The following is an 18,682-nucleotide window of genomic DNA, read 5'->3' on the forward strand; positions in this document are numbered from 1 at the left end:
GATGGCCGAGGACCTGATCAACAGCTTCATGACCGGACCGGACGAGGCAGGCCGTTTCGGCCAGTTCGGCGGGCGGTTCGTCTCCGAAACCCTGATGCCGCTCATTCTTGATCTCGAGCAGCGCTACGAGCACGCCAAGACCGACCCGACCTTCTGGGCCGAGATGGACGATCTGTGGAAGCATTACGTCGGCCGCCCCTCGCCGCTTTACCATGCCGCACGCCTGACCGATCATCTGGGCGGCGCCAAGATCTACATGAAGCGCGACGAGCTGAACCATACCGGCGCCCACAAGATCAACAATGTGCTGGGCCAGATCATCCTGGCCCGCCGCATGGGCAAGAGCCGGATCATCGCCGAAACCGGCGCGGGCCAGCATGGGGTGGCCACCGCCACCGTCTGCGCCAAGTTCGGGCTGAAATGCGTGGTCTACATGGGCGCCCATGACGTCGAGCGCCAGGCGCCGAACGTCTTCCGCATGCGGCTTCTGGGCGCCGAGGTCATCCCCGTCACCTCGGGTCGCGGCACCTTGAAGGACGCGATGAACGACGCGCTGCGCGACTGGGTCACGAACGTGCGCGACACGTTCTACTGCATCGGCACCGTCGCGGGCCCCCATCCCTATCCGGCGATGGTCCGCGACTTCCAGTCGATCATCGGCCGCGAAGTCCGATGGCAGCTGGCCGAACAGGAAGGCGAAGGGCGGCTCCCCGACACGGTCATCGCGGCAATCGGCGGCGGGTCGAACGCGATGGGCCTCTTCTATCCGTTCCTCGACGATCCCTCCGTCCGCATCATCGGGGTTGAAGCTGGCGGCAAGGGCGTGGACGAGCGCATGGAACATTGCGCGTCACTTACCGGCGGGCGCCCGGGCGTGCTGCACGGCAACCGCACCTATCTGCTGCAGGACGACGATGGCCAGATCCTGGAAGGTTTCTCGATCTCGGCGGGTCTCGACTATCCGGGCATCGGCCCCGAACATGCCTGGCTGCATGACAGCGGCCGGGCCCAGTATGTCTCGATCACCGACAAGGAGGCGCTGGAGGCCTTCCAGCTCTCCTGCGCGCAGGAGGGAATCATCCCCGCGCTGGAACCGAGCCACGCCCTGGCCCATGTGATGAAGATCGCGCCCACGCTGCCGAGCGACCATATCATCGTGATGAACATGTGCGGTCGCGGCGACAAGGACATCTTCACAGTGGCCAAGCATCTCGGCTTCGACATGAAGGTCTGAGACCGATCCGTCATCATGCCACAAGGCCGGGCCGATCCGCCCGGCCTTTTCCGTTCGTCCGCGCGGCGGCGGATAAACCACAAGTCCCTGCGCCTAAACTCGGGTTTAGGCCGCTTTCGCCCAGGGTTTACAGACGCCGGTCTAAACTTCGGGCAAATTTCCCTTGATGCCGCCAGGCGCTTTTCTGGTCCTGCGTCGGCCACGGCGCGCAAAACCAAGGGAGACCGCACAATGAAACGGACAGTTCTGATTGCAGGTTGCGCCATTGCGCTGGCCGGGACCGCCACCACCGCTTTCGCGGATCGGGGTGAGCCGCTGGTGATGCCGTATGGTGAGTTCCAGGCCGTCGGCCAGATGGCCGACTGGGTCCTGCCGGGCGACCTTCTCGCCCGTCGCGGCCGTGGCGCCGACGATCCGGCGGGCGATGATCGTCGCGGACGCGGGCGTGGGGCGGATGATGGCCCCGGCCATACGTTCGACATGACGCAGCCGGAGTATCTCCAGCTGGCCAAGAACGGCGCCGACGACGGCCCCGACCATGACAGGGGTGACGATCACGGCGGTCGCGGCGGCGATGACGACGACGATGACGATGACGATGACAACGGCTCGGGCTCCGGCCGCGACAAGCCGCGCATTCCGGGCGGATCGGGTTGCGACGATCCGGGCGATGTCGCCGAACATGCCGCGTGCAGGGGCTGATCGCCCCTCACCCGCTGCCGCGCCCCGCAAATGCACGCCGTAAACGCATCCCGGGGCGCGGCAGACAGAAGGCCGGCGGCAATTCCGCCCCGGCCGACACGAAGGGGGCACCGCGCCCCGCGACGGAGAACAGAATGAACCGCATCGCCCTTCTTGCCGCAGCTTTCGCACTCGGCACCGGCATCGCCCTCGCGCAGGATGCACTGGACGGCGCAGTGGCCGATCTGCAGGCCCAGGGCTACACTAGGATCGAGGCCAGGCATGGCCCGACGCAAACCAAGATCGAAGCGATCAAGGGCGACCTGAAGGTCGAGATCGTGATCGACAACACGACCGGCCAGGTCCTGAAGAGCGAGACCGAAACCGTCCGGCCCGGTGAAAACACCGCCCCCGGCGTCTTCATCCGCGACCGTGACAAGGATTTCGTCGACGGCAGCGACGACGATGACGACGACAATTCCGGGTCGGGCGATGATGACGACGATGATGACAATTCCGGGTCGGGCGATGACGGCGACGATGACACTTCCGGCCATGGCGGCGGGGATGACGATCAGGACAATTCCGGCCATGGCAACGGCGACGACGATTGAGCAGCGAGCTTTCCCTTGCGGGCCTGAGCGTTTATCCGGATAGTCCGGGAAGACCGGCCCGCGACCATGGGGGCAACATCATGAGACAGTCCATCTTCGCGATCCTCTTCTCGCTTGCAAGCCTCTCGGCGGGCATGTCCAGGGCCGCCGATTTTGTCGACGTGCTCATGAGTGAACTGCGCGAGCAGGGGTATTATGAAATCGAGGTCAGCCGGACGCTGCTCGGCCGGACCCGCATCGAGGCCGAGAGTGCCGCCTATCACCGCGAGATCATCGTCAATCCCCGCACCGGAGAGATTCTGCGCGATTACTGGGAACTGACCGGATCGGGAGCAAGTACGGCAAGTAGCGGCCCGTTGCCGGGCCCGGTCTCTCCCGGCGCCACCGGCACGTCGAGCGGAAGCGGAAGCAACAGCGGCACCGGCAGCAGCAATTCGGGCAGCAGCAATTCGGGCAGCGGCAGTTCGGGCAGCGGCTCGGGCAGCAACAGCGGCAGCGGCGGTTCCGGAGGTGGGGATGACGACGATGATGATGACAACTCTGGCCACGGCGGCGGTCACGGCGGCAGTGACGATGACGATGACGATGACTGACTGCTGCGCGACCGCCGCGCCGTCGCGTGTCTGACCCTGTGTCGGGCCGAGCTGTCATAATCCTCGTTCTGGCGGCGCAGGCGCTGTGTACGCTGTTCTTCGTCTCCGACATCCTGTTTTCGGTCTTCGGCATCTATGCCCGTCCGATCGCCTGGCAGACGCGCGAACTCCTGGAACTCGGCGCCGCGCTGGGTCTCGTCCTCGGCGTCATCCTCGGCGCGGTCGCCCTCCACCGCATGGCCCGCGACCGCAGACGCGCCGAGGAGAAGCTGCGCCGCGCCTCCGGCGCCTTCATGGACCTTCTGGAGGAGCGGTTCGTGGAATGGGGCCTGACCGCGTCCGAACGCGATGTAGCCCTATTCGCGATCAAGGGGATGACGACCCAGGAAATCGCCGCGCTCCGCAACACCGCCGAAGGCACGGTCAAGGCCCAGACCAATGCCATCTACCGCAAGGCCGGCGTTTCCGGCCGCCCCCAGCTCCTCAGCCTCTTCATCGAGGATCTGATGGAGGAGCGGCCGAGCGACCCCGCGCCGCTGCGCAAGGTCGGCTGATACTCATCAGGTCGCGTAGAGTTGCAGAACCTCCAGCGGCGCTATCTCGGCGGCACGCGCATGCGTCGCCTCCAGCCGCACCTTGGGGGCGCAGCCCTCGTCATGGGCTTGCATGAAACGGGCTGCACAGAGGCACCAGCGGTCGCCGGGCTTAAGGCCGGGAAAGCGGAACTCGGGTCGCGGGGTCGACAGGTCGTTGCCCACATATTTCGAATAGGCGAGGAACTCCGCCGTCATCACCGCGCAGACAGTGTGGCTGCCACTATCCTCGGCGCAGGTGTTGCAATGCCCGTCGCGGAAGAACCCGGTCAGGGGCGCAATCGAACAGAGCTCAAGCGGGCCGCCCAGGACATTGACCGATGGATCCTTCTTCATCGCCTACTCCGCCGCCGCATCGGCAATTGCCTGCAACATCGCCACATTCGCCTCGTCGACACCCGGCTCCTCGAACCCCCGATGGGCGGAATTGACCGCGATGACCACACCGCGACGGGGCGAGACATAGATATACTGCCCGTAGATGCCATGCGCCATGAAATCTCCCGGCCCGTTCACCGGTATCCACCATTGATAACCGTAAAGCGCCCCGCCCGGCGTCGAAGGTCTGGTCGATGCGGCGATCCAGTCGGCGGGCACCAGGTGATCCGCAAGATGCGCTTCATGTGCCCTCCGGTGTTTGGCCGACAGGAAACCCCGCGCACGCGCCTCAGGCAAGAGTGACGCGGCGGCAGGCAAGTCAGGCGGCAGGCAAGTCAGGCGGCAGGCGCCCAGTCGATCCAGCGCCCGTGAAAATCGACCCGCCCCAGCACCATCCTCTCGCCCCCGGGCCAGAGGTCGAGCGTCAGCCCAGCGCCCGGCCCTTCGCCATCTGCCTCCATAGACAGCCGCGCAAGCGGCGCATCCGCGCTGGCTCTAGCCCCGGCGGAAGCCAGGAGCATCTCTCCCCGGGCCTGCGCCTCGGCGGGGAAATACTGCCAGGCGATCGTGTGATAGACGAGATGCAGCGCGCCCTCGAACCGTTGGGCAAGGCGGCGCTCCAGCCAGGCGACCGCATCGCCCGCCTCGACGAGCCGCGGCCCGGCGGCAACGGCGGCCAGTGCCTTGGCCGTACGTTCCAGCCGGTCCGGCTGATCGGGCCAGAGATAGGCGAGCAGCCGGTCGCGCCCCGCGACCGGATCGACCGGCCTGAGGTCGACGCCCGCCCGGGCGAGGACCGGCGGATGCGGAGCACCAGCCGGGGCGAGCCCCCGCCAGTCGGGCGCAAGCGTCAGAAGCGGTTCCGACGGGCCGAGCCACCGGTCCTGCACCGCCAGCCCATAGCGGTCCCAGATCAGGTTCAGCCCCGCACTCGCGCCAAGCTCCGACAGGACCAGCGGCAGCGGCTGACGGGCCTGCAGCCAGTGCGCGGCGGCGATGATCGCCACCGACCGGCGCAGTTCGTTGGTCTGCGGCGGGCTTTCGATGAAATTCCGAATGAAGGCCTCGTCGCGCGCCAGAACCGCCGCGGCAGTTTCCAGAAGCCGCTCGTCGCTCGTTCGGTCCATCGCACCGTAGCAAGCCGCAAGATCAGGTCCCTGCCCCGCCCGGACCAGTGCATGCAGCGCGCCCGCGATGCGCAGGGGCACCGACTGGCCGGAGCTGGACAGATCGCCCTCCCAGCCCTCCAGCCGCGCGGCCAGCGCACCCTCCGGCTGCCAGCCTGTGCCCAGAAGGCGCATGAGCCGTTCCATCAGGGGCGAGCCCAGCGAAGCGCAGCTGCGCGACTGGCTGGCGAAAGCCTCGGACAGGTCGGCGCGCATCCTCACCCGAACCGGTCAAGAAGCCGCTGAAGGGCGGATTTCGGCGCCTCCGGCGCCTTCGAAGCGTCGGGGACGGGCGCTTCTTCCGGTTTCACCTTCGCCGCGCCGGTCGAAGAGCGCGGCGGCGCGGTTCGAAGGGCCACGGCATTCATGAAACGCGCCTCGTCGCCCTCGGCCAGCGCCACGGCCCCGTCCGACAGGCCGCGCATGAGATCATCAAGCCAGTCCTGATCGGCCTTGGCGAAGTCCGACAGCACATAGGGCGCGACCCGGTCCTTGTGGCCGGGATGGCCGATCCCGAGGCGGACCCGCCGATAGCTGTCACCGATATGGGCATGGAGCGAGCGGAGCCCGTTGTGCCCCGCATGCCCGCCACCGGTTTTCAGCCGCATCTTGGCCGGTGCGAGGTCCAGCTCGTCGTGGAACACCACGACATCGGCCGGCTCGATCTTGTAGAACCGCATCGCCTCGCCGACCGACTGGCCCGAAAGGTTCATAAAGGTCTCGGGCTTGAGAAGCGCCACGCGCTCGGTCCCGAGCCGCCCTTCGCTGACCAGCCCCTGGAATTTTGCGCGGAACGGCGGGAAGCCGTGATCGGCGGCGATCCGGTCCACGGCCATGAAGCCGATATTATGGCGGTTGCCCGCATATTTCGCCCCGGGATTGCCGAGACCGACAAAAAGCTTCATCGCGCGCCTTCCTTGCGTGGCCCGCAGGTTAGTGGCGCGAAGCGCCGGTTGCAACGTATGGGGCGGCTCGGGCCGCTCATCGTCGGACTTCGTCCGCTCTTCGCGGTGACAGCTCTTCCGACGGGCGCATGATCCCTGAACCGCAGCGAAGAGCGGACGAAGTCCGACGATGAGCGGCGCCCGGAAAACGAAACGCGGGGCCTTTCGGCCCCGCGCTCAATGCGTCGATCCGATATGGATCAGGCCTCGGCAGCCGCTTCTTCGCTCTCGGCCGAGACAAAGCCCGACGGCGCGCCGATATTGGCGATGACGAAATTGCGGTTGATCGTGGGCTTGGCGCCCGACGGCAGCACGACATCGTTGATGTGGATGACGTCGCCGATCTCGCGGCCCGAAAGGTCGACCGTGATGTGATCGGGAATGTCGCCCGCCATCACTTCCAGCTCGACTTCCGGCCGCACGATGGTCAGCGCGCCGCCCTTCTTCAGGCCCGGTGCCTTGTCGTGGTTCTCGAAGGTCACGTGGATGAAGAGGTTGATGCGGCTTTCGTCGTGGATGCGCATGAAATCGACATGCGTCGGCAGGTCCTTGACCACGTCACGCTGCACGCCGCGGCAGATGACATGGACATCCTCCTGGCCTTCGACCTTCAGGTTGAAGAGACGCTGCTTGAAGCGGCCAGCCTTGAGGAATTTCAGGAGGTAGTAGAATTTCATGTCGATCGCGAGCGGCTCTTTGCCGTCGCCATAGACGATGCCAGGTACGTTCCCGTCACGACGGGATTGACGGGCGGCCCCCTTGCCTGTCCCCGTCCGTACCGTGGCGATGAGATCGGTGATCTTACCAGCCATGGGTCTCTCCATAAGTTAAGGGCATCCTCCAAGGGTGCATGCCCGAGGCGGGTCCTATAGAGCGGAATCGGCGCGAAGGAAAGCCAAAAAGCACGGGACTGGCGCGCGCGGCGGCGCGCCTCTGGCGCAGGGCCCGCGGCCGTGATAGAGCATTCTGACTTCTCAGTCAAAAAGACCTCCATGACCCTTTTCAGACAGATCCGGGTGGCACGGGCGACCGTGGTGGCCTTTGCGGCGATGGGTGCGCTTTGGGGTGCCTATGCGGCGCTCATCCCCGACACCAAGGCGATGCTCGGCGTCGGCGACGCCGCCTTCGGCTCGCTCCTTCTCGCCACGCCGCTCGCCGCGGCGGCCTCGATGCTCATCGCCCCGCGCCTCGCGCCGCTTCTTGGCCGCCATGTGCTGCCGCTCGCCGTCCTTGGCGTGGCGCTGGCCTTTGCCTTGCCCGGCTGGCTCGCCCTGCCCGCGCTTTTCGCGCTGGCGATGGTCTTTGTCGGCGCGACCAACGGTTTTCTGGATGTCACGATGAACGCCCGCGTCAGCGCGCTCGAGGCCGAACGCGGCCTGCATCTGATGAACCTCAATCATGCCGCCTATTCGTTCAGCTACGCGGGTGCCGCCATCCTCACCGGCTTTGCCCGCGACGCGGGCCTCTCGCCGGGGCCGGTCATGACCATGGTCGCGCTCGCTGTCGGCTTGGCTGCCTTCATCGCCATCGAGGCCGGACCGGACGTGAACGGCTTTTCTGCCGCGAAAGGCCCGCGCGGTCGGCTCGGGTCGCTGCCCTTCTGGGGCGGGCTGATCGTGCTTGTGGCGTTCGTGGCCGAAAATGCGTCAGAGAACTGGTCGGCGCTGCATATCGAGCGGACGCTTGGTGGATCGAAACATCAGGGCAGCTTCGGCCCGGCGGTGCTGGCGCTGACCATGGGCTGCGGGCGGCTTGCCGGGCAGATCGTCGCGGCACGCATCTCCGAAAGCACGCTCATCCGGCTTGGCACCGTGATTGCGGCGGCGGGCACGGCGGTGGTCGGTCTCGCGCCCTCGCCACTGGTTGCCTACGCCGGGCTGATAACCGCCGGGCTTGGCACCTCGGTGATCGCGCCCACTGCCTATTCGCTGATCTCGCGGCTCGCCGCGCCGTCGGCGCGGGCGCACGTGATCGCCCGGGCCACCGCGCTTGGCTATATGGGCTATTTCTTCGGTCCGCCCGCCCTTGGCTTCGCCTCGGAACTCCTCGGGCTCGACCGTGCCCTCGTCGCGATGGCGGGCTTCATCCTGACGGTGCTGGTCCTTTACCCGCGGCTGGTCGCCACGGGCACGAAAGCCGAAGGCATCAGCGCGGCGTGACGCCGCGCAGCCGTTCCGACCGCCGCCTGAGCAGCTCGACCGTCGTCAACAGAAGGATGGACACGATCACCAGGATCGTCGCCACGGAAAGGATCGCCGGGCTGATCTGTTCGCGGATGCCGTTGAACATCTGGCGCGGGATCGTCTGCTGCTGCGGTCCGGCGATGAAGAGCACCGCCACCACCTCGTCGAACGAGGTGACGAAGGCAAAGAGCGCGCCCGAAATGACGCCCGGCAGGATCAGGGGCATGATCACCCTAAAGAAGGTGGTGCGCGGGTTTGCGCCAAGGCTCGCCGAAGCCCGGATCAGCGACTGGTCGAACCCGGTCAGCGTCGCCGTCACAGTTATGATCACGAACGGGATACCCAAGGTGGCATGCGCCATGATCACCCCGAGATCGGAGTTCGCAAGGCAGCCCTTGTTCGACAGAACCGGCCCAAGCAGCGTCCCCATGGCCGAACCCGGGGCCAGACAGGCCTTGGCGTAGAAGAACGACATGCCGACCGCTGTGATGATGATCGGCACGATCATCGGCGAAATGAGAATCGCCATGATCGTGCGGCGGAAGGGCATTTCCGGGCGGCTGAGGCCAAGGGCCGCCAGCGTGCCGAGGAAGGTCGCAAGAATAGTCGCCCAGAAGCCGATCCAGAAGGAATTCTTCGCGGCATTGATCCAGGTCGAGGTTTCCCAGGCGGTCGACCACCAGCTGCCGTCCCTCACCCCGTCCGGCGCGGCATGGCCGAAGGTCAGAAGCATGTCGTACCAGCGCGTCGAATAGCCCGCCGGATCGAAATGCAGCATCTTCTCGGTGAAGGTGAAATAGGGCTCGGCGTTGAACGACAGGGGCAGGATCACCAGGATCGGCGCGATCAGGAAGATGAAGATCGCCGCGCAGATCACCAGATAGGCATAGTGCCAGATCCGTTCGAGGGGCGAGGCATGGGTGGGAAGGGCCATATCTGTCGTCCTCTCAGCCGAGTTTCAGCCGGTCGATGCCGATCAGCCGGTCATAGAGCCAGTAAAGCACGATGACCGCGACCAGCAGCATCGCCGCGAGTGCCGCCGCCAGCGACCAGTTGGCCTTGGCCATGTGGAACTGGATCATGTTGGAGAAAAGCTGCCCGTCGGCGCCGCCGACAAGGGCAGGCGTGATGTAGTAACCGACCGCGAGAATGAAGACGAGAAGCGAGCCCGCCGCGATCCCCGGCAGGGTTTGCGGCAGATAGACCCGGCGGAAGGCGGTCCAGCTTGTCGCGCCCAGCGAGCGCGCCGCGCGGACATAGGACGGCGGGATGGTCCGCATCACCGAAAAGAGCGGCAGGATCATGAAGGGCAGGAGCACATGGGTCATCGCGACGATCGTGCCGGTCATGTTGTTGATCATCACAAGCCGACCGCTGTCATCGATCAGCCCCATCGCCACGAGGATCGAATTGACCACGCCCTGCTGCTGCAAAAGCACGATCCACGAAGTTGTCCGCACCAGAAGCGATGTCCAGAACGGCAGCAGGACGAGGATCATCAGAAGCGAGGATTTCGACATCGGCAGGGTCGCCAGAAGATGCGCGACCGGGAAGGCCAGCAGAAGGCAGATGAAGGTGATGACGCCCGACAGATAGAAGGTCTTGAAGAAGAGGTAGAGATAGATCCTCTCCTTGTCGCTGCCGCGCTGGAACGCTCCGTCGTCGGCACGTTTCTGGTCGGCCGCGACCTGGTAGAAATCGGTCGTATAGGGCGAGGCCGCATCGCGCATGGCGGCCCAGAGCTTCGGCTCGCCCCATTCCTTGTCCTCGGCCAGAAGCGCCTCCTTGAACGGGGGCTGCATGTCCTTGGCCTTGCGCGCCGCGCCCTTGAAGAGGCTGATCGTGCCCGGAACCGTATAGTTGATCCGCGTGCCCGCCTGACCGGGCGTCTTGTCCTTCTGCATCTGGGCAAGGTCGGCGACCAGCGCGGCATAGGCCTCTTCGGTGATCTCCGACCCGTCGGGGTTGGCATCGAACCAGGCGGCAAGGTTCGGCGCCGCCGAGGAAAAACCGTCATGTTCGAACGACCGTTTCAGCATATAGCCGATCGGCACCACGAAAGTGATGAGGACGAAGGCCAGAAGCGGCACGACAAGCAGGAAGGCCCGGCGCCGCGCGCGCGCCTGCGCCGTAGCCAGCGCGGCCTTCAGCGGCCGTCCGTCGGCGGTCAGAAGCGGGCCTGAAACGACCTCGGTCATAGATCATCCTCTCCAATCGGCGCGAGTATCGCCTCGATCTGCGCGCGCTCCTCATTGGCCAGCTGCGGCAGGATCACCCGCGTCGTGTAAGACCCGTGCAGCTTGCCGTCCGCTCCCCAATAGGACCAGTCCGACACCTCTGCCGTCGTGAAAGTAACCGGATCGCCGATGGCACCCTCGAACCCGGCGGGCTCGTTCGCCAGCACGCCCGACAGTCTTTCCCCGTCGATCTGCAGCAACGTGACCCAGATATGTTCCGTGTCGGCGGGACCGCCCGAGACCGGCGCGGCGTATTTTACGGTGTAAGCCCCCGACTGAAGATCCCGCCGGGCGGCGAAGGCAAGAAACGCATCCAACCGGCCGCGTGCCGTCGCGATGGCGGCATTCATCTCTGCATCGTCTGTGGCGAAGTTCACCACCCGATCCTGCGCGAAAGCCGCCGGAAGCGAGAGCGGAAGCGCGCAGAGGAAAAGCGCAAGCAGAAGGGCCGGGCGTCTCATATCGTCCTCGAAAGAGGCCGGGCGCGGCAGGCGCGCCCGGCCGTTTCCTGATCAGTTCGACGCCAGCCAGGCGTTGAAGCGCTCGTTCAGTTCTGCGTCATGGTCGACCCAGAATTCGTAGGACGAGGCAAGCGCGTTGCCGAGGTTGGCTTCGGCCGTCGGCATGTAGGGCGCCATCTCGGTCTTGCCGTCCTGATAGAGGCCGACGAGCGGGCCCGAGGACTTGCGCGCCGGGCCGTAGCTGATCCACTTGGCCTGATCGGCCAGCGCCTGGGTCGAGGTCGAGAACTTCACGAACTCCATTGCCTGCTCGAGGTTCGGCGCGCCCTTCGGCACGACGAACAGGTCATATTCATAGACCTGGCCATCCCAGACGGTCTGGAACGGCTTACCCTCGGCCACCGCCGCCGCGAAGATACGGCCGTTGTAGGCAGTGGTCATCGCAACCTCGCCATCGGCCAGAAGCTGCGGCGGCTGGGCGCCCGCTTCCCACCAGATCGTGTCGGCCTTGATCTTGTCGAGCTCGGCAAAGGCCTTGTCGACGCCTTCCGGCGTGCCCAGAACCTCATAGACTTCGGCCGCCGGAACGCCCGCGCCCATCAGCGCCATTTCGAGGTTGGCCTTCGCGCCCTTGCGCATGCCGCGCTTGCCGGGGAATTTCTCCAGGTCGAAGAAATCGGCGATCGTCGACGGCCCCTCGGGGAACTTCGTCGTGTCATAGGCATAGACGGTCGAGAAGACGATGGTCGACACCGCGCAATCGGTCAGCGCGCCGGGCAGGAAGTCGTCCACGGCGGGGGTGCCGTCGGGCGCGGCGGGCAGGGTCGAGGCGTCGATCTCCTCAAGCATACCGTCGTCGCACAGTCGGATCGCGTCGGCATATTCCACGTCGGCAACGTCGACGGTGACGTTGCCCGCCTCGACCATCGCCTTGACCGCCGGGGCCGGGTTGTCGCTGTCCACCGACACGACATTGATGCCGGTCGCGGCAGTGAAGGGCTTGTGATAGGCCTCGACCTGGCTGGTCGTGTAGGCGCCGCCCCAGGACATCACGGTCACGTCGGCCTGCGCCGTAAAGGCGACCGCCGTCAGCGCGGTGGAAAGGGTCAGAAGTTTCTTCATTTCAGTCTCCCTGGTGTGGTTTCTTGTTTCAGTCTCCCCCGGTCTTTTCTGACCGGGTATTACATCGGATCAAGGGCGCGGGCATCCTGCGGATGCCAGCCGACCTTGAGCTTCTGTCCATTCGCAAGCCGGGTCTGGCCCAGCGTATTGCGCATCTTCATCACGAAATCGTCCGCGCCCGCGACCTTCAGGCGGGCGCGCAGAATGTCGCCCATATAGATGACATCCACGACCTCGGCCTCGATCGTATGGGCGCCGGGCGGCATCATCTCGGGCTTGAACTCGACCCGTTCGGGCCGGATCGACACAAGGGTCTTCTGGCCCTTTTGCGTCACGTTCACCGCCGTCGCGTCGATCAGCTCGCCCGTAGACAGCCGCACCAGCGCCTTGTCGCCCGACAATTCCTCGATCGTGCCCGGCAGCTTGTTGTTCTCGCCGATGAACTGGGCGACGAAGCTGTTTTCCGGCCGTTCGTACAGGTCGGCAGGCGGCGCAAGCTGCTGGATGACGCCGTCATTGAAGACCGCGACGCGGTCCGACATGGTCAGCGCCTCACCCTGGTCATGGGTCACATAGACGACGGTGATCCCCAGCCGTTCGTGCAGCGCCTTGATCTCGAACTGCATGTGCTCGCGCAATTGCTTGTCGAGCGCGCCCAGGGGTTCGTCCATCAGCACAAGCTCGGGGTCGAAGCACAAAGCCCGCGCCAGCGCGATCCTTTGCTGCTGGCCACCCGACAATTGCGCGGGGCGGCGGTTGGCGAACTTGCCCATCTGCACCATGTCAAGCGCGCGGGCGATCTTTGCCTCACGGTCGGCCTTGCCCATGCCGCGCACTTCCAGCGGGAAGGAAAGATTCTCGCCCACCGTCATGTGGGGAAACAGCGCATAGTTCTGGAACACCATGCCGATGCCGCGCTTGTGCGGCGGCACCTGGTTGATGTTGCGCCCGTTCAGGCGGATCTCGCCGTTCGTCGCGGTCTCGAACCCCGCAAGCATCATCAGGCAGGTGGTCTTTCCCGACCCCGACGGCCCGAGCATCGTCAGGAACTCGCCCTTCGGCATCGTCAGGTTCAGGTCTTTGACGACAAGCGTCTGCCCGTCATAGCTCTTCTGGACACGGTCGAATTCGACGAAAGCCGCGTCCGCGGCACTGGTGGCAGAGGTCAACTCTCGCTCCCCGTTAGTTTTTTTGGCTCCCCAAGGCCGAGCTAAGCCCATAGCCCGCAGATTTTCAACCGGTTTCTCGGCCCGCTGTGCGAACGTATAGACGACGGTTTGTGCCGCAAGGGAAGGGAAGAAATCGACATGAACCGCCTGATATGCGACATGCGGCCGAAGGGGCGGGTATATCGGCGCGAACAACCGGCGCGCCCGAAAACCGGACTGCAGGGCAGGTTGACGGCACGGCGCCCATCTGGACTGAATAAGGAAATCAAGGGGTTGGAGTGGTGCGGTTGAGAAGACTCGAACTTCCACGGGGGTTAGCCCACAGCGACCTCAACGCTGCGCGTCTACCAATTCCGCCACAACCGCACTCCAAATCGGGCACGCCCGACTGAGGTGGCGTGCTTCTAGCCGAGCGTTTTGAGAAAGGAAAGGGGGTATTTCGATGCGCGGGTCCAATAATTCCCGCCCCCCGTCAGGGCCAATGGCGCAGGGGTAACCGTCCTCGACGGAGGATTCCTGTCCCCGTGGGGCAGGCCCATGACCGACCGTCATTCGTCATCGGCAAACGCGCCTCCCCGGCCGTGGGCGTGACCCCCGTCGAACGCCGCAATCACTTCTGCCTCACAGGCCGATGTCGCGCCGAATGTGCGTGCCGAGATGACCGAGGTCGATTTCCGCCGGACGCTTGCGCCGCCTTGCCCGTCGCGCTTTCCACAAGCGCGCGACGGTCCGCGGAAGGCGCTGCCAGATGCACCGCCCGGCGCCGCGCCGCCAGCCTGTCGCGATAGATGCCATGCCTGCCCTCTTGCCTTTCGCGATTCGGCTTGTAATTTCTTAAGTGAACTTGAGATCAAGGGCTTTCCATGTCCCGTCAGGGCCTGACCATCGGCGACCTCGCCGCCCGCACCGGCCTCGCCGTCTCGGCGATCCGTTTCTATGAGACCCACGGCATCGTTCGTCCCCTGCGCAACCAGGGCGGCCATCGTCGCTATGGCGGGGCGGACCTTCGGCGGCTGTCGTTCGCGATGATCGCCCAACGCCTTGGCTTCCCGCTGGCCGAAATCGCGGGTCACCTCGCCGCGCTGCCCGCCGACCGCGCGCCGACACGCAAGGACTGGGAGCGGATTTCCAAGGGTTTCCGCGCTGGAATCGACGCCCGGATCGCGCAATTGCAGGCGCTCGGCGATACGCTCGACGGCTGTATCGGCTGCGGCTGCCTGTCGCTCGACCGATGCACGCTCTATAATGCCGAGGACCGGGCTGCCCGAAAGGGCCAGGGCCCGCGTTACCTGATGGGCGACGAACCGGAGGCGTGACGGCAACGATGGTGGAATGGATCACAAGCCCCGGGCTTATTGCCTACGAAGACGCGCTTACCTTCATGGAAAAGCGCGTCGCGGCGATCGCCGAAGGGCGCGCGGGCGAATGTATCTGGCTTCTCGAACATCCGCCGCTTTACACTGCGGGCACGTCCGCGCGCGCCGAGGATCTGACCGACCCCGACCGCTTTCCCGTCTACGAGGCGCGGCGCGGCGGGCAATATACCTATCACGGTCCCGGTCAGCGGGTGGCCTATGTGATGCTCGACCTCAACCGGCGCGAAAGGGACGTCCGGCGTTTCGTCGAACGGCTGGAGAACTGGGTCATCGCCGCCCTCGCCGAATTCAATGTCCGTGGCGAGATCAGACCCGGCCGGGTCGGCGTCTGGGTTACGCGGCCCGACAAGGCGCCGGGCGCCGACGGCGCCCCCCGCGAGGACAAGATCGCCGCCATCGGCATCCGTCTGCGCAAATGGGTGAGCTTTCACGGCATCTCGATCAACGTAGAACCCGACCTCGGCCATTTCGACGGGATCGTGCCCTGCGGCATCCGCGACCACGGGGTCACCAGCCTCGTCGATCTCGGCCTGCCGGTGACGATGAGCGATCTGGACACGGCACTCCGCGCGGCGTTTCTGTCGGCTTTCTCACCGGACGGCTGAAGCGGCAAATGGATGACGCGCACTCAGCCGAGCGGTTTTTCCAGCACTGCCCTGACAGATTGAGGTGCCTCGGCGAGGTCACGCCAGGTCGGCTGTCGGCACGCGGCCATGAGCGGCCGGAAGCCCGGTTCGATCGGTCGCAGATAGGCACGACCAAGGCGCCCCATCCCCGGATACTCTCGTCGGCCGAACGAAATGTAACCCGAGAGCGATCCGTCGTAGCCAACGAAATTCGTCGACATGAACAGGTGTGACACCCATTGCGACGGCGGCGGATAGAACAGCAGGATCGTCGCGCCTTCGATCGAATCCATGACGACGCCGCGATACTCGCGCGCATTATAGTTCGGATATTTCGAACGCAGCGACATGGCCAGATCGGCGGGAAAGTAGGCCCGGGGCACAAACCCCCGCACAAGCCGCTCGCCCGCGGTGCTGCGGACCTTGATGATCGACAGGGCAACCATTCCCGGTTGTGACAGGGAATTCTGCCAAAGCTCGTAATTCCCGTCGGCAAGGACCGATTCCTGCGGAAAATAGTCCTGCCAGGGAGCGGCCCATCCAATGGCATTCGCAAGCGGTTCGCTGTGGGCGTACTGGTGCGGGCCGCGATGCGGACGGGGGCTCTTCGACCGCTGCACGATCAGACGCGCCTCTTCCGCATCAAGCGGCTCGGTCAGGATCCGCGCATCCGCGCCAAAGAAATCGCAGATCGAGGCAAGCAGATTCGGTTTGGGGAAGGAACTGCTGTTCAGGTAGCGCTGAAACTGGACCTTTCCGATATCGAGCTGGTTCGCAACATTTGCCTGCGACGAATGCGCGCGGCAGAGGAGCCGCAGGTTGCTCCCGAATACGCGGAGGACGGACATACCAACAGAGCCCCAGGAAAAGACAGTGGCGACCAGGTCACGTCTATTCCCAGACTGTGAAGCAAATTTGCGCAGGTTGTGTCAAACTCCAAATTTCCGTGACACAATTTTTTAGGTGGCGCAACTGCGCGCGAGGCAGTTGCACCATCGCTGATCGCTGCCGGCGGCATCCGCAAGCCATGCGGCAGTGTCGCCGCGCCCACGCGCAAGGAACATCGATTTCCGCGCGGGCATCAAACAGAACGTACAGGCTGCCGAGGACACGGGAAAGGCTGGCGGCCAGGCCACAATACCATTTGGACGGGTGTGAACCAGAATTTCGGTCCCGTAAATTCGAGACTTTCGATCCTGACAGGGCTCAGCTCCCCCTCCTGACAACATTGCAGCATACGCGCCGCCGCGCGTCGGCCTACATCACACGCCGCTCTTCTCCTACACCGTCCCCGGCAACCTGCATGAAGGGATTAAGGTCCAACTTTCCGTAAGGGAAGATTCACATTTGCGCATCTTGGATACAGAAATGTTACCTCGCCTCGGCAGGGGTTCTTTCGCCGTCCGCTCGTGACAAGGCCGGGCGGTGCAGGGCCTTTCCGGCCGGAGGAGGGCCGCCCTGCCGGGAACCGCGCCCGCGCGAACATGATATTTCCGTGCCCGCCCCCCGTTTCTTTCATTGCCCATCGGCGGATCGCCAATTATTACGGGGCCGGACACCCGGTACGGACGAGATTCCGGCCGGTTCTTAAGGAATGGGAGAACAGCATGGCCGACGCAGCCGTTCATGGCCACGACGCGCACGGACACCCGGGTTTCTTCACCCGCTGGTTCATGTCGACGAACCACAAGGATATCGGGATCCTCTACCTCTTCACCGCCGCGATCGTCGGCTTCATATCCGTCATGTTCACCGGCTACATGCGGCTCGAACTGATGGAGCCGGGCGTCCAGTACATGTGCCAGGAAGGCGCGCGGTTCGTCGCATCGGCCGATGTCTGCACGCCGAACGGGCACCTGTGGAACGTGATGATCACCTATCACGGCGTCCTGATGATGTTCTTCGTCGTCATTCCGGCGCTTTTCGGCGGCTTCGGCAACTATTTCATGCCGCTCCATATCGGCGCGCCCGACATGGCCTTCCCGCGGATGAACAACCTTTCCTACTGGCTCTATGTCGCGGGCACCTCGCTCGGCGTGGCCTCGATGCTCGCCCCGGGCGGCAACGGCTCGCTGACCTCGGGTCTCGGTTCGGGGGCGGGTGTGGGCTGGGTTCTCTACCCGCCGCTGACCACCACGGCCGAAGGCGGCTATGCGATGGACCTCGCGATCTTCGCGGTCCACGTCTCGGGCGCCTCCTCGATCCTCGGCGCGATCAACATGATCACCACGTTCCTGAACATGCGCGCGCCCGGCATGACGCTGCACAAGGTGCCGCTCTTCGCCTGGTCGATCTTCGTCACCGCCTGGCTGATCCTTCTGTCGCTGCCGGTCCTCGCCGGCGCCATCACCATGCTCCTGACCGACCGCAACTTCGGGACGACCTTCTTCACCGCCTCGGGCGGCGGCGACCCGATCCTCTACCAGCACATCCTGTGGTTCTTCGGCCATCCGGAAGTCTACATCATCATCGTCCCGGGCTTCGGCATCATCAGCCATGTCATCGCGACCTTCTCGCGCAAGCCGATCTTCGGCTACCTGCCGATGGTCTATGCGATGGTGGCGATCGGTGTCCTCGGCTTCGTCGTCTGGGCGCACCATATGTACACGGTCGGCATGTCGCTGACCCAGCAGAGCTACTTCATGCTGGCCACGATGGTCATCGCGGTGCCGACGGGCGTGAAGGTCTTCAGCTGGATCGCCACGATGTGGGGCGGCTCGATCGAGTTCAAGACGCCGATGCTCTGGGCCTTCGGCTTCCTCTTCCTCTTCACCGTGGGCGGCGTCACCGGCGTGGTGCTCAGCCAGGCGCCGGTCGACCGTGTCTATCACGACACCTATTATGTCGTGGCGCACTTCCACTATGTGATGTCGCTCGGCGCCGTCTTCGCGATCTTCGCGGGCATCTATTACTGGTTCGGCAAGATGTCGGGCCGCCAGTATCCGGAATGGGCGGGCAAGCTGCATTTCTGGATGATGTTCATCGGCGCGAACCTGACCTTCTTCCCGCAGCATTTCCTCGGCCGCCAGGGCATGCCGCGCCGCTACATCGACTATCCCGAGGCCTTCGCCTACTGGAACAAGATCTCCAGCTACGGCGCGTTCCTCTCGATTGCCTCGCTGGTCTTCTTTTTCGGGATCGTCCTCTACACCCTTCTGTGGGGCCGCCGCGTGACCGAGAAAAACTACTGGAACGAATATGCCGACACGCTGGAATGGACCCTGCCCTCGCCGCCGCCCGAACATACGTTCGAAGAGCTGCCGAAGCAGTCGGACTGGGACAAGGGCCACGCCCACTGATCCCCT

At 64.8% G+C, this 18,682-nt stretch carries 20 protein-coding genes and 1 tRNA gene; 9 read left to right on the top strand and 12 right to left on the bottom strand.

Annotated elements, in window-relative coordinates; genetic code table 11:
- Nucleotide 1: 1 nt before the first annotated feature.
- From trpB to P0645_RS13210, 5 genes are all read left to right on the top strand, one after another.
- Entirely contained in the window at nt 2–1,234 is a 1,233-nt protein-coding gene (trpB, locus tag P0645_RS13190; RefSeq protein ID WP_284165050.1) for a tryptophan synthase subunit beta, read from the top strand.
- Between the two features lie 231 nt (nt 1,235–1,465).
- Nucleotides 1,466–1,936: a hypothetical protein gene (locus P0645_RS13195; RefSeq protein WP_284165051.1), complete on the top strand. Its 471-nt coding sequence runs from the start codon at nt 1,466–1,468 to the stop codon at nt 1,934–1,936.
- Between the two features lie 134 nt (nt 1,937–2,070).
- Complete coding sequence (locus P0645_RS13200) at nt 2,071–2,529, top strand: PepSY domain-containing protein (RefSeq protein WP_284165052.1); 459 nt, start codon at nt 2,071–2,073, stop codon at nt 2,527–2,529.
- Nucleotides 2,530–2,609: 80 nt separating this feature from the next.
- Nucleotides 2,610–3,122: a hypothetical protein gene (locus P0645_RS13205; RefSeq protein ID WP_284165053.1), complete on the top strand. Its 513-nt coding sequence runs from the start codon at nt 2,610–2,612 to the stop codon at nt 3,120–3,122.
- A 26-nt stretch (nt 3,123–3,148) separates the two neighbouring features.
- Complete coding sequence (locus P0645_RS13210; protein ID WP_284165054.1) at nt 3,149–3,676, top strand: helix-turn-helix transcriptional regulator; 528 nt, start codon at nt 3,149–3,151, stop codon at nt 3,674–3,676.
- A 6-nt stretch (nt 3,677–3,682) separates the two neighbouring features.
- Here P0645_RS13210 and P0645_RS13215 read toward each other — a convergent pair whose 3' ends face one another.
- The 5 genes from P0645_RS13215 to P0645_RS13235 all read right to left on the bottom strand — a co-directional run bounded on the left by P0645_RS13215 (nt 3,683) and on the right by P0645_RS13235 (nt 7,015).
- Entirely contained in the window at nt 3,683–4,051 is a 369-nt protein-coding gene (locus tag P0645_RS13215; RefSeq protein ID WP_284165055.1) for a DUF2237 family protein, read from the bottom strand.
- Nucleotides 4,052–4,054: 3 nt separating this feature from the next.
- Nucleotides 4,055–4,312: a serine hydrolase domain-containing protein gene (locus tag P0645_RS13220; protein ID WP_284165056.1), complete on the bottom strand. Its 258-nt coding sequence runs from the start codon at nt 4,310–4,312 to the stop codon at nt 4,055–4,057.
- 116 nt (nt 4,313–4,428) lie between these two features.
- Nucleotides 4,429–5,475, bottom strand: a complete 1,047-nt coding sequence (locus tag P0645_RS13225) for a DUF2332 domain-containing protein (protein WP_284165057.1) — start codon at nt 5,473–5,475, stop codon at nt 4,429–4,431.
- A 2-nt stretch (nt 5,476–5,477) separates the two neighbouring features.
- Nucleotides 5,478–6,164, bottom strand: coding sequence for an aminoacyl-tRNA hydrolase (pth, locus tag P0645_RS13230; protein ID WP_284165058.1), 687 nt, complete (start codon nt 6,162–6,164; stop codon nt 5,478–5,480).
- Between the two features lie 239 nt (nt 6,165–6,403).
- Complete coding sequence (locus P0645_RS13235) at nt 6,404–7,015, bottom strand: 50S ribosomal protein L25/general stress protein Ctc (RefSeq protein ID WP_284165059.1); 612 nt, start codon at nt 7,013–7,015, stop codon at nt 6,404–6,406.
- A gap of 180 nt (nt 7,016–7,195) precedes the next feature.
- Between P0645_RS13235 and P0645_RS13240 the strand changes: the two genes are divergently transcribed.
- Entirely contained in the window at nt 7,196–8,362 is a 1,167-nt protein-coding gene (locus P0645_RS13240; protein ID WP_284165060.1) for an MFS transporter, read from the top strand.
- On the opposite strand, the gene P0645_RS13245 is transcribed toward P0645_RS13240, so the two are convergent.
- From P0645_RS13245 to P0645_RS13270, 6 genes are all read right to left on the bottom strand, one after another.
- On the bottom strand, nt 8,349–9,320 hold the full coding sequence (locus P0645_RS13245) for an ABC transporter permease (RefSeq protein WP_284165061.1): 972 nt from the start codon (nt 9,318–9,320) through the stop codon (nt 8,349–8,351). The genes P0645_RS13240 and P0645_RS13245 overlap by 14 nt on opposite strands.
- A gap of 13 nt (nt 9,321–9,333) precedes the next feature.
- On the bottom strand, nt 9,334–10,584 hold the full coding sequence (locus P0645_RS13250; protein WP_284165062.1) for an ABC transporter permease: 1,251 nt from the start codon (nt 10,582–10,584) through the stop codon (nt 9,334–9,336).
- Nucleotides 10,581–11,084, bottom strand: coding sequence for a YegJ family protein (locus P0645_RS13255; RefSeq protein ID WP_284165063.1), 504 nt, complete (start codon nt 11,082–11,084; stop codon nt 10,581–10,583). Before P0645_RS13255 ends, P0645_RS13250 begins: the two co-directional genes overlap by 4 nt.
- 51 nt (nt 11,085–11,135) lie before the next feature.
- Nucleotides 11,136–12,206 carry an ABC transporter substrate-binding protein gene (locus tag P0645_RS13260; RefSeq protein ID WP_284165064.1) on the bottom strand — a complete coding sequence of 357 codons (1,071 nt, stop codon included), beginning with the start codon at nt 12,204–12,206 and terminating at the stop codon, nt 11,136–11,138.
- A 59-nt stretch (nt 12,207–12,265) separates the two neighbouring features.
- Nucleotides 12,266–13,426 (bottom strand): ABC transporter ATP-binding protein, encoded by a 1,161-nt coding sequence (locus P0645_RS13265; RefSeq protein WP_502854982.1) that lies wholly within the window; start codon nt 13,424–13,426, stop codon nt 12,266–12,268.
- 228 nt (nt 13,427–13,654) lie between these two features.
- Nucleotides 13,655–13,741: transfer RNA gene (locus P0645_RS13270), tRNA-Leu, on the bottom strand.
- 497 nt (nt 13,742–14,238) lie between these two features.
- Between P0645_RS13270 and soxR the strand changes: the two genes are divergently transcribed.
- Both soxR and lipB read left to right on the top strand, forming a co-directional pair.
- Nucleotides 14,239–14,691: a redox-sensitive transcriptional activator SoxR gene (soxR, locus tag P0645_RS13275; protein ID WP_284165066.1), complete on the top strand. Its 453-nt coding sequence runs from the start codon at nt 14,239–14,241 to the stop codon at nt 14,689–14,691.
- A gap of 8 nt (nt 14,692–14,699) precedes the next feature.
- The gene (gene lipB, locus P0645_RS13280) at nt 14,700–15,356 is read left to right on the top strand and encodes a lipoyl(octanoyl) transferase LipB (protein ID WP_284165067.1); all 657 of its coding nucleotides are present in this window, start codon (nt 14,700–14,702) and stop codon (nt 15,354–15,356) included.
- A gap of 23 nt (nt 15,357–15,379) precedes the next feature.
- Here the strand turns inward: lipB and P0645_RS13285 are convergent, their stop codons facing one another.
- A complete protein-coding gene (locus tag P0645_RS13285; RefSeq protein WP_284165068.1) occupies nt 15,380–16,225 on the bottom strand; it encodes a hypothetical protein in 846 nt (281 codons plus the stop codon).
- Between the two features lie 759 nt (nt 16,226–16,984).
- Here P0645_RS13285 and P0645_RS13290 point away from each other — a divergent pair.
- Entirely contained in the window at nt 16,985–18,676 is a 1,692-nt protein-coding gene (locus tag P0645_RS13290) for a cytochrome c oxidase subunit I (protein ID WP_284165069.1), read from the top strand.
- The last annotated feature ends 6 nt before the right edge of the window (nt 18,677–18,682 follow it).

The sequence above is a fragment of the Frigidibacter sp. SD6-1 genome (genome assembly GCF_030143255.1).
Lineage (GTDB): Bacteria > Pseudomonadota > Alphaproteobacteria > Rhodobacterales > Rhodobacteraceae > TMP-24.

Bases quoted from the DNA above. Each gene is read 5' to 3' on its own strand.
- P0645_RS13205 (WP_284165053.1), top strand. From the start codon at position 2,610: ATGAGACAGTCCATCTTCGCGATCCTCTTCTCGCTTGCAAGCCTCTCG.
- P0645_RS13245 (WP_284165061.1), bottom strand. From the start codon at position 9,320: ATGGCCCTTCCCACCCATGCCTCGCCCCTCGAACGGATCTGGCACTAT.
- P0645_RS13260 (WP_284165064.1), bottom strand. From the start codon at position 12,206: ATGAAGAAACTTCTGACCCTTTCCACCGCGCTGACGGCGGTCGCCTTT.
- P0645_RS13250 (WP_284165062.1), bottom strand. From the start codon at position 10,584: ATGACCGAGGTCGTTTCAGGCCCGCTTCTGACCGCCGACGGACGGCCG.
- P0645_RS13265 (WP_502854982.1), bottom strand. From the start codon at position 13,426: ATGGGCTTAGCTCGGCCTTGGGGAGCCAAAAAAACTAACGGGGAGCGA.
- lipB (WP_284165067.1), top strand. From the start codon at position 14,700: ATGGTGGAATGGATCACAAGCCCCGGGCTTATTGCCTACGAAGACGCG.
- trpB (WP_284165050.1), top strand. From the start codon at position 2: ATGGCCGAGGACCTGATCAACAGCTTCATGACCGGACCGGACGAGGCA.
- P0645_RS13225 (WP_284165057.1), bottom strand. From the start codon at position 5,475: ATGCGCGCCGACCTGTCCGAGGCTTTCGCCAGCCAGTCGCGCAGCTGC.
- pth (WP_284165058.1), bottom strand. From the start codon at position 6,164: ATGAAGCTTTTTGTCGGTCTCGGCAATCCCGGGGCGAAATATGCGGGC.
- P0645_RS13235 (WP_284165059.1), bottom strand. From the start codon at position 7,015: ATGGCTGGTAAGATCACCGATCTCATCGCCACGGTACGGACGGGGACA.
- P0645_RS13200 (WP_284165052.1), top strand. From the start codon at position 2,071: ATGAACCGCATCGCCCTTCTTGCCGCAGCTTTCGCACTCGGCACCGGC.
- P0645_RS13255 (WP_284165063.1), bottom strand. From the start codon at position 11,084: ATGAGACGCCCGGCCCTTCTGCTTGCGCTTTTCCTCTGCGCGCTTCCG.
- P0645_RS13240 (WP_284165060.1), top strand. From the start codon at position 7,196: ATGACCCTTTTCAGACAGATCCGGGTGGCACGGGCGACCGTGGTGGCC.
- P0645_RS13215 (WP_284165055.1), bottom strand. From the start codon at position 4,051: ATGAAGAAGGATCCATCGGTCAATGTCCTGGGCGGCCCGCTTGAGCTC.
- soxR (WP_284165066.1), top strand. From the start codon at position 14,239: ATGTCCCGTCAGGGCCTGACCATCGGCGACCTCGCCGCCCGCACCGGC.
- P0645_RS13285 (WP_284165068.1), bottom strand. From the start codon at position 16,225: ATGTCCGTCCTCCGCGTATTCGGGAGCAACCTGCGGCTCCTCTGCCGC.
- P0645_RS13195 (WP_284165051.1), top strand. From the start codon at position 1,466: ATGAAACGGACAGTTCTGATTGCAGGTTGCGCCATTGCGCTGGCCGGG.
- P0645_RS13290 (WP_284165069.1), top strand. From the start codon at position 16,985: ATGGCCGACGCAGCCGTTCATGGCCACGACGCGCACGGACACCCGGGT.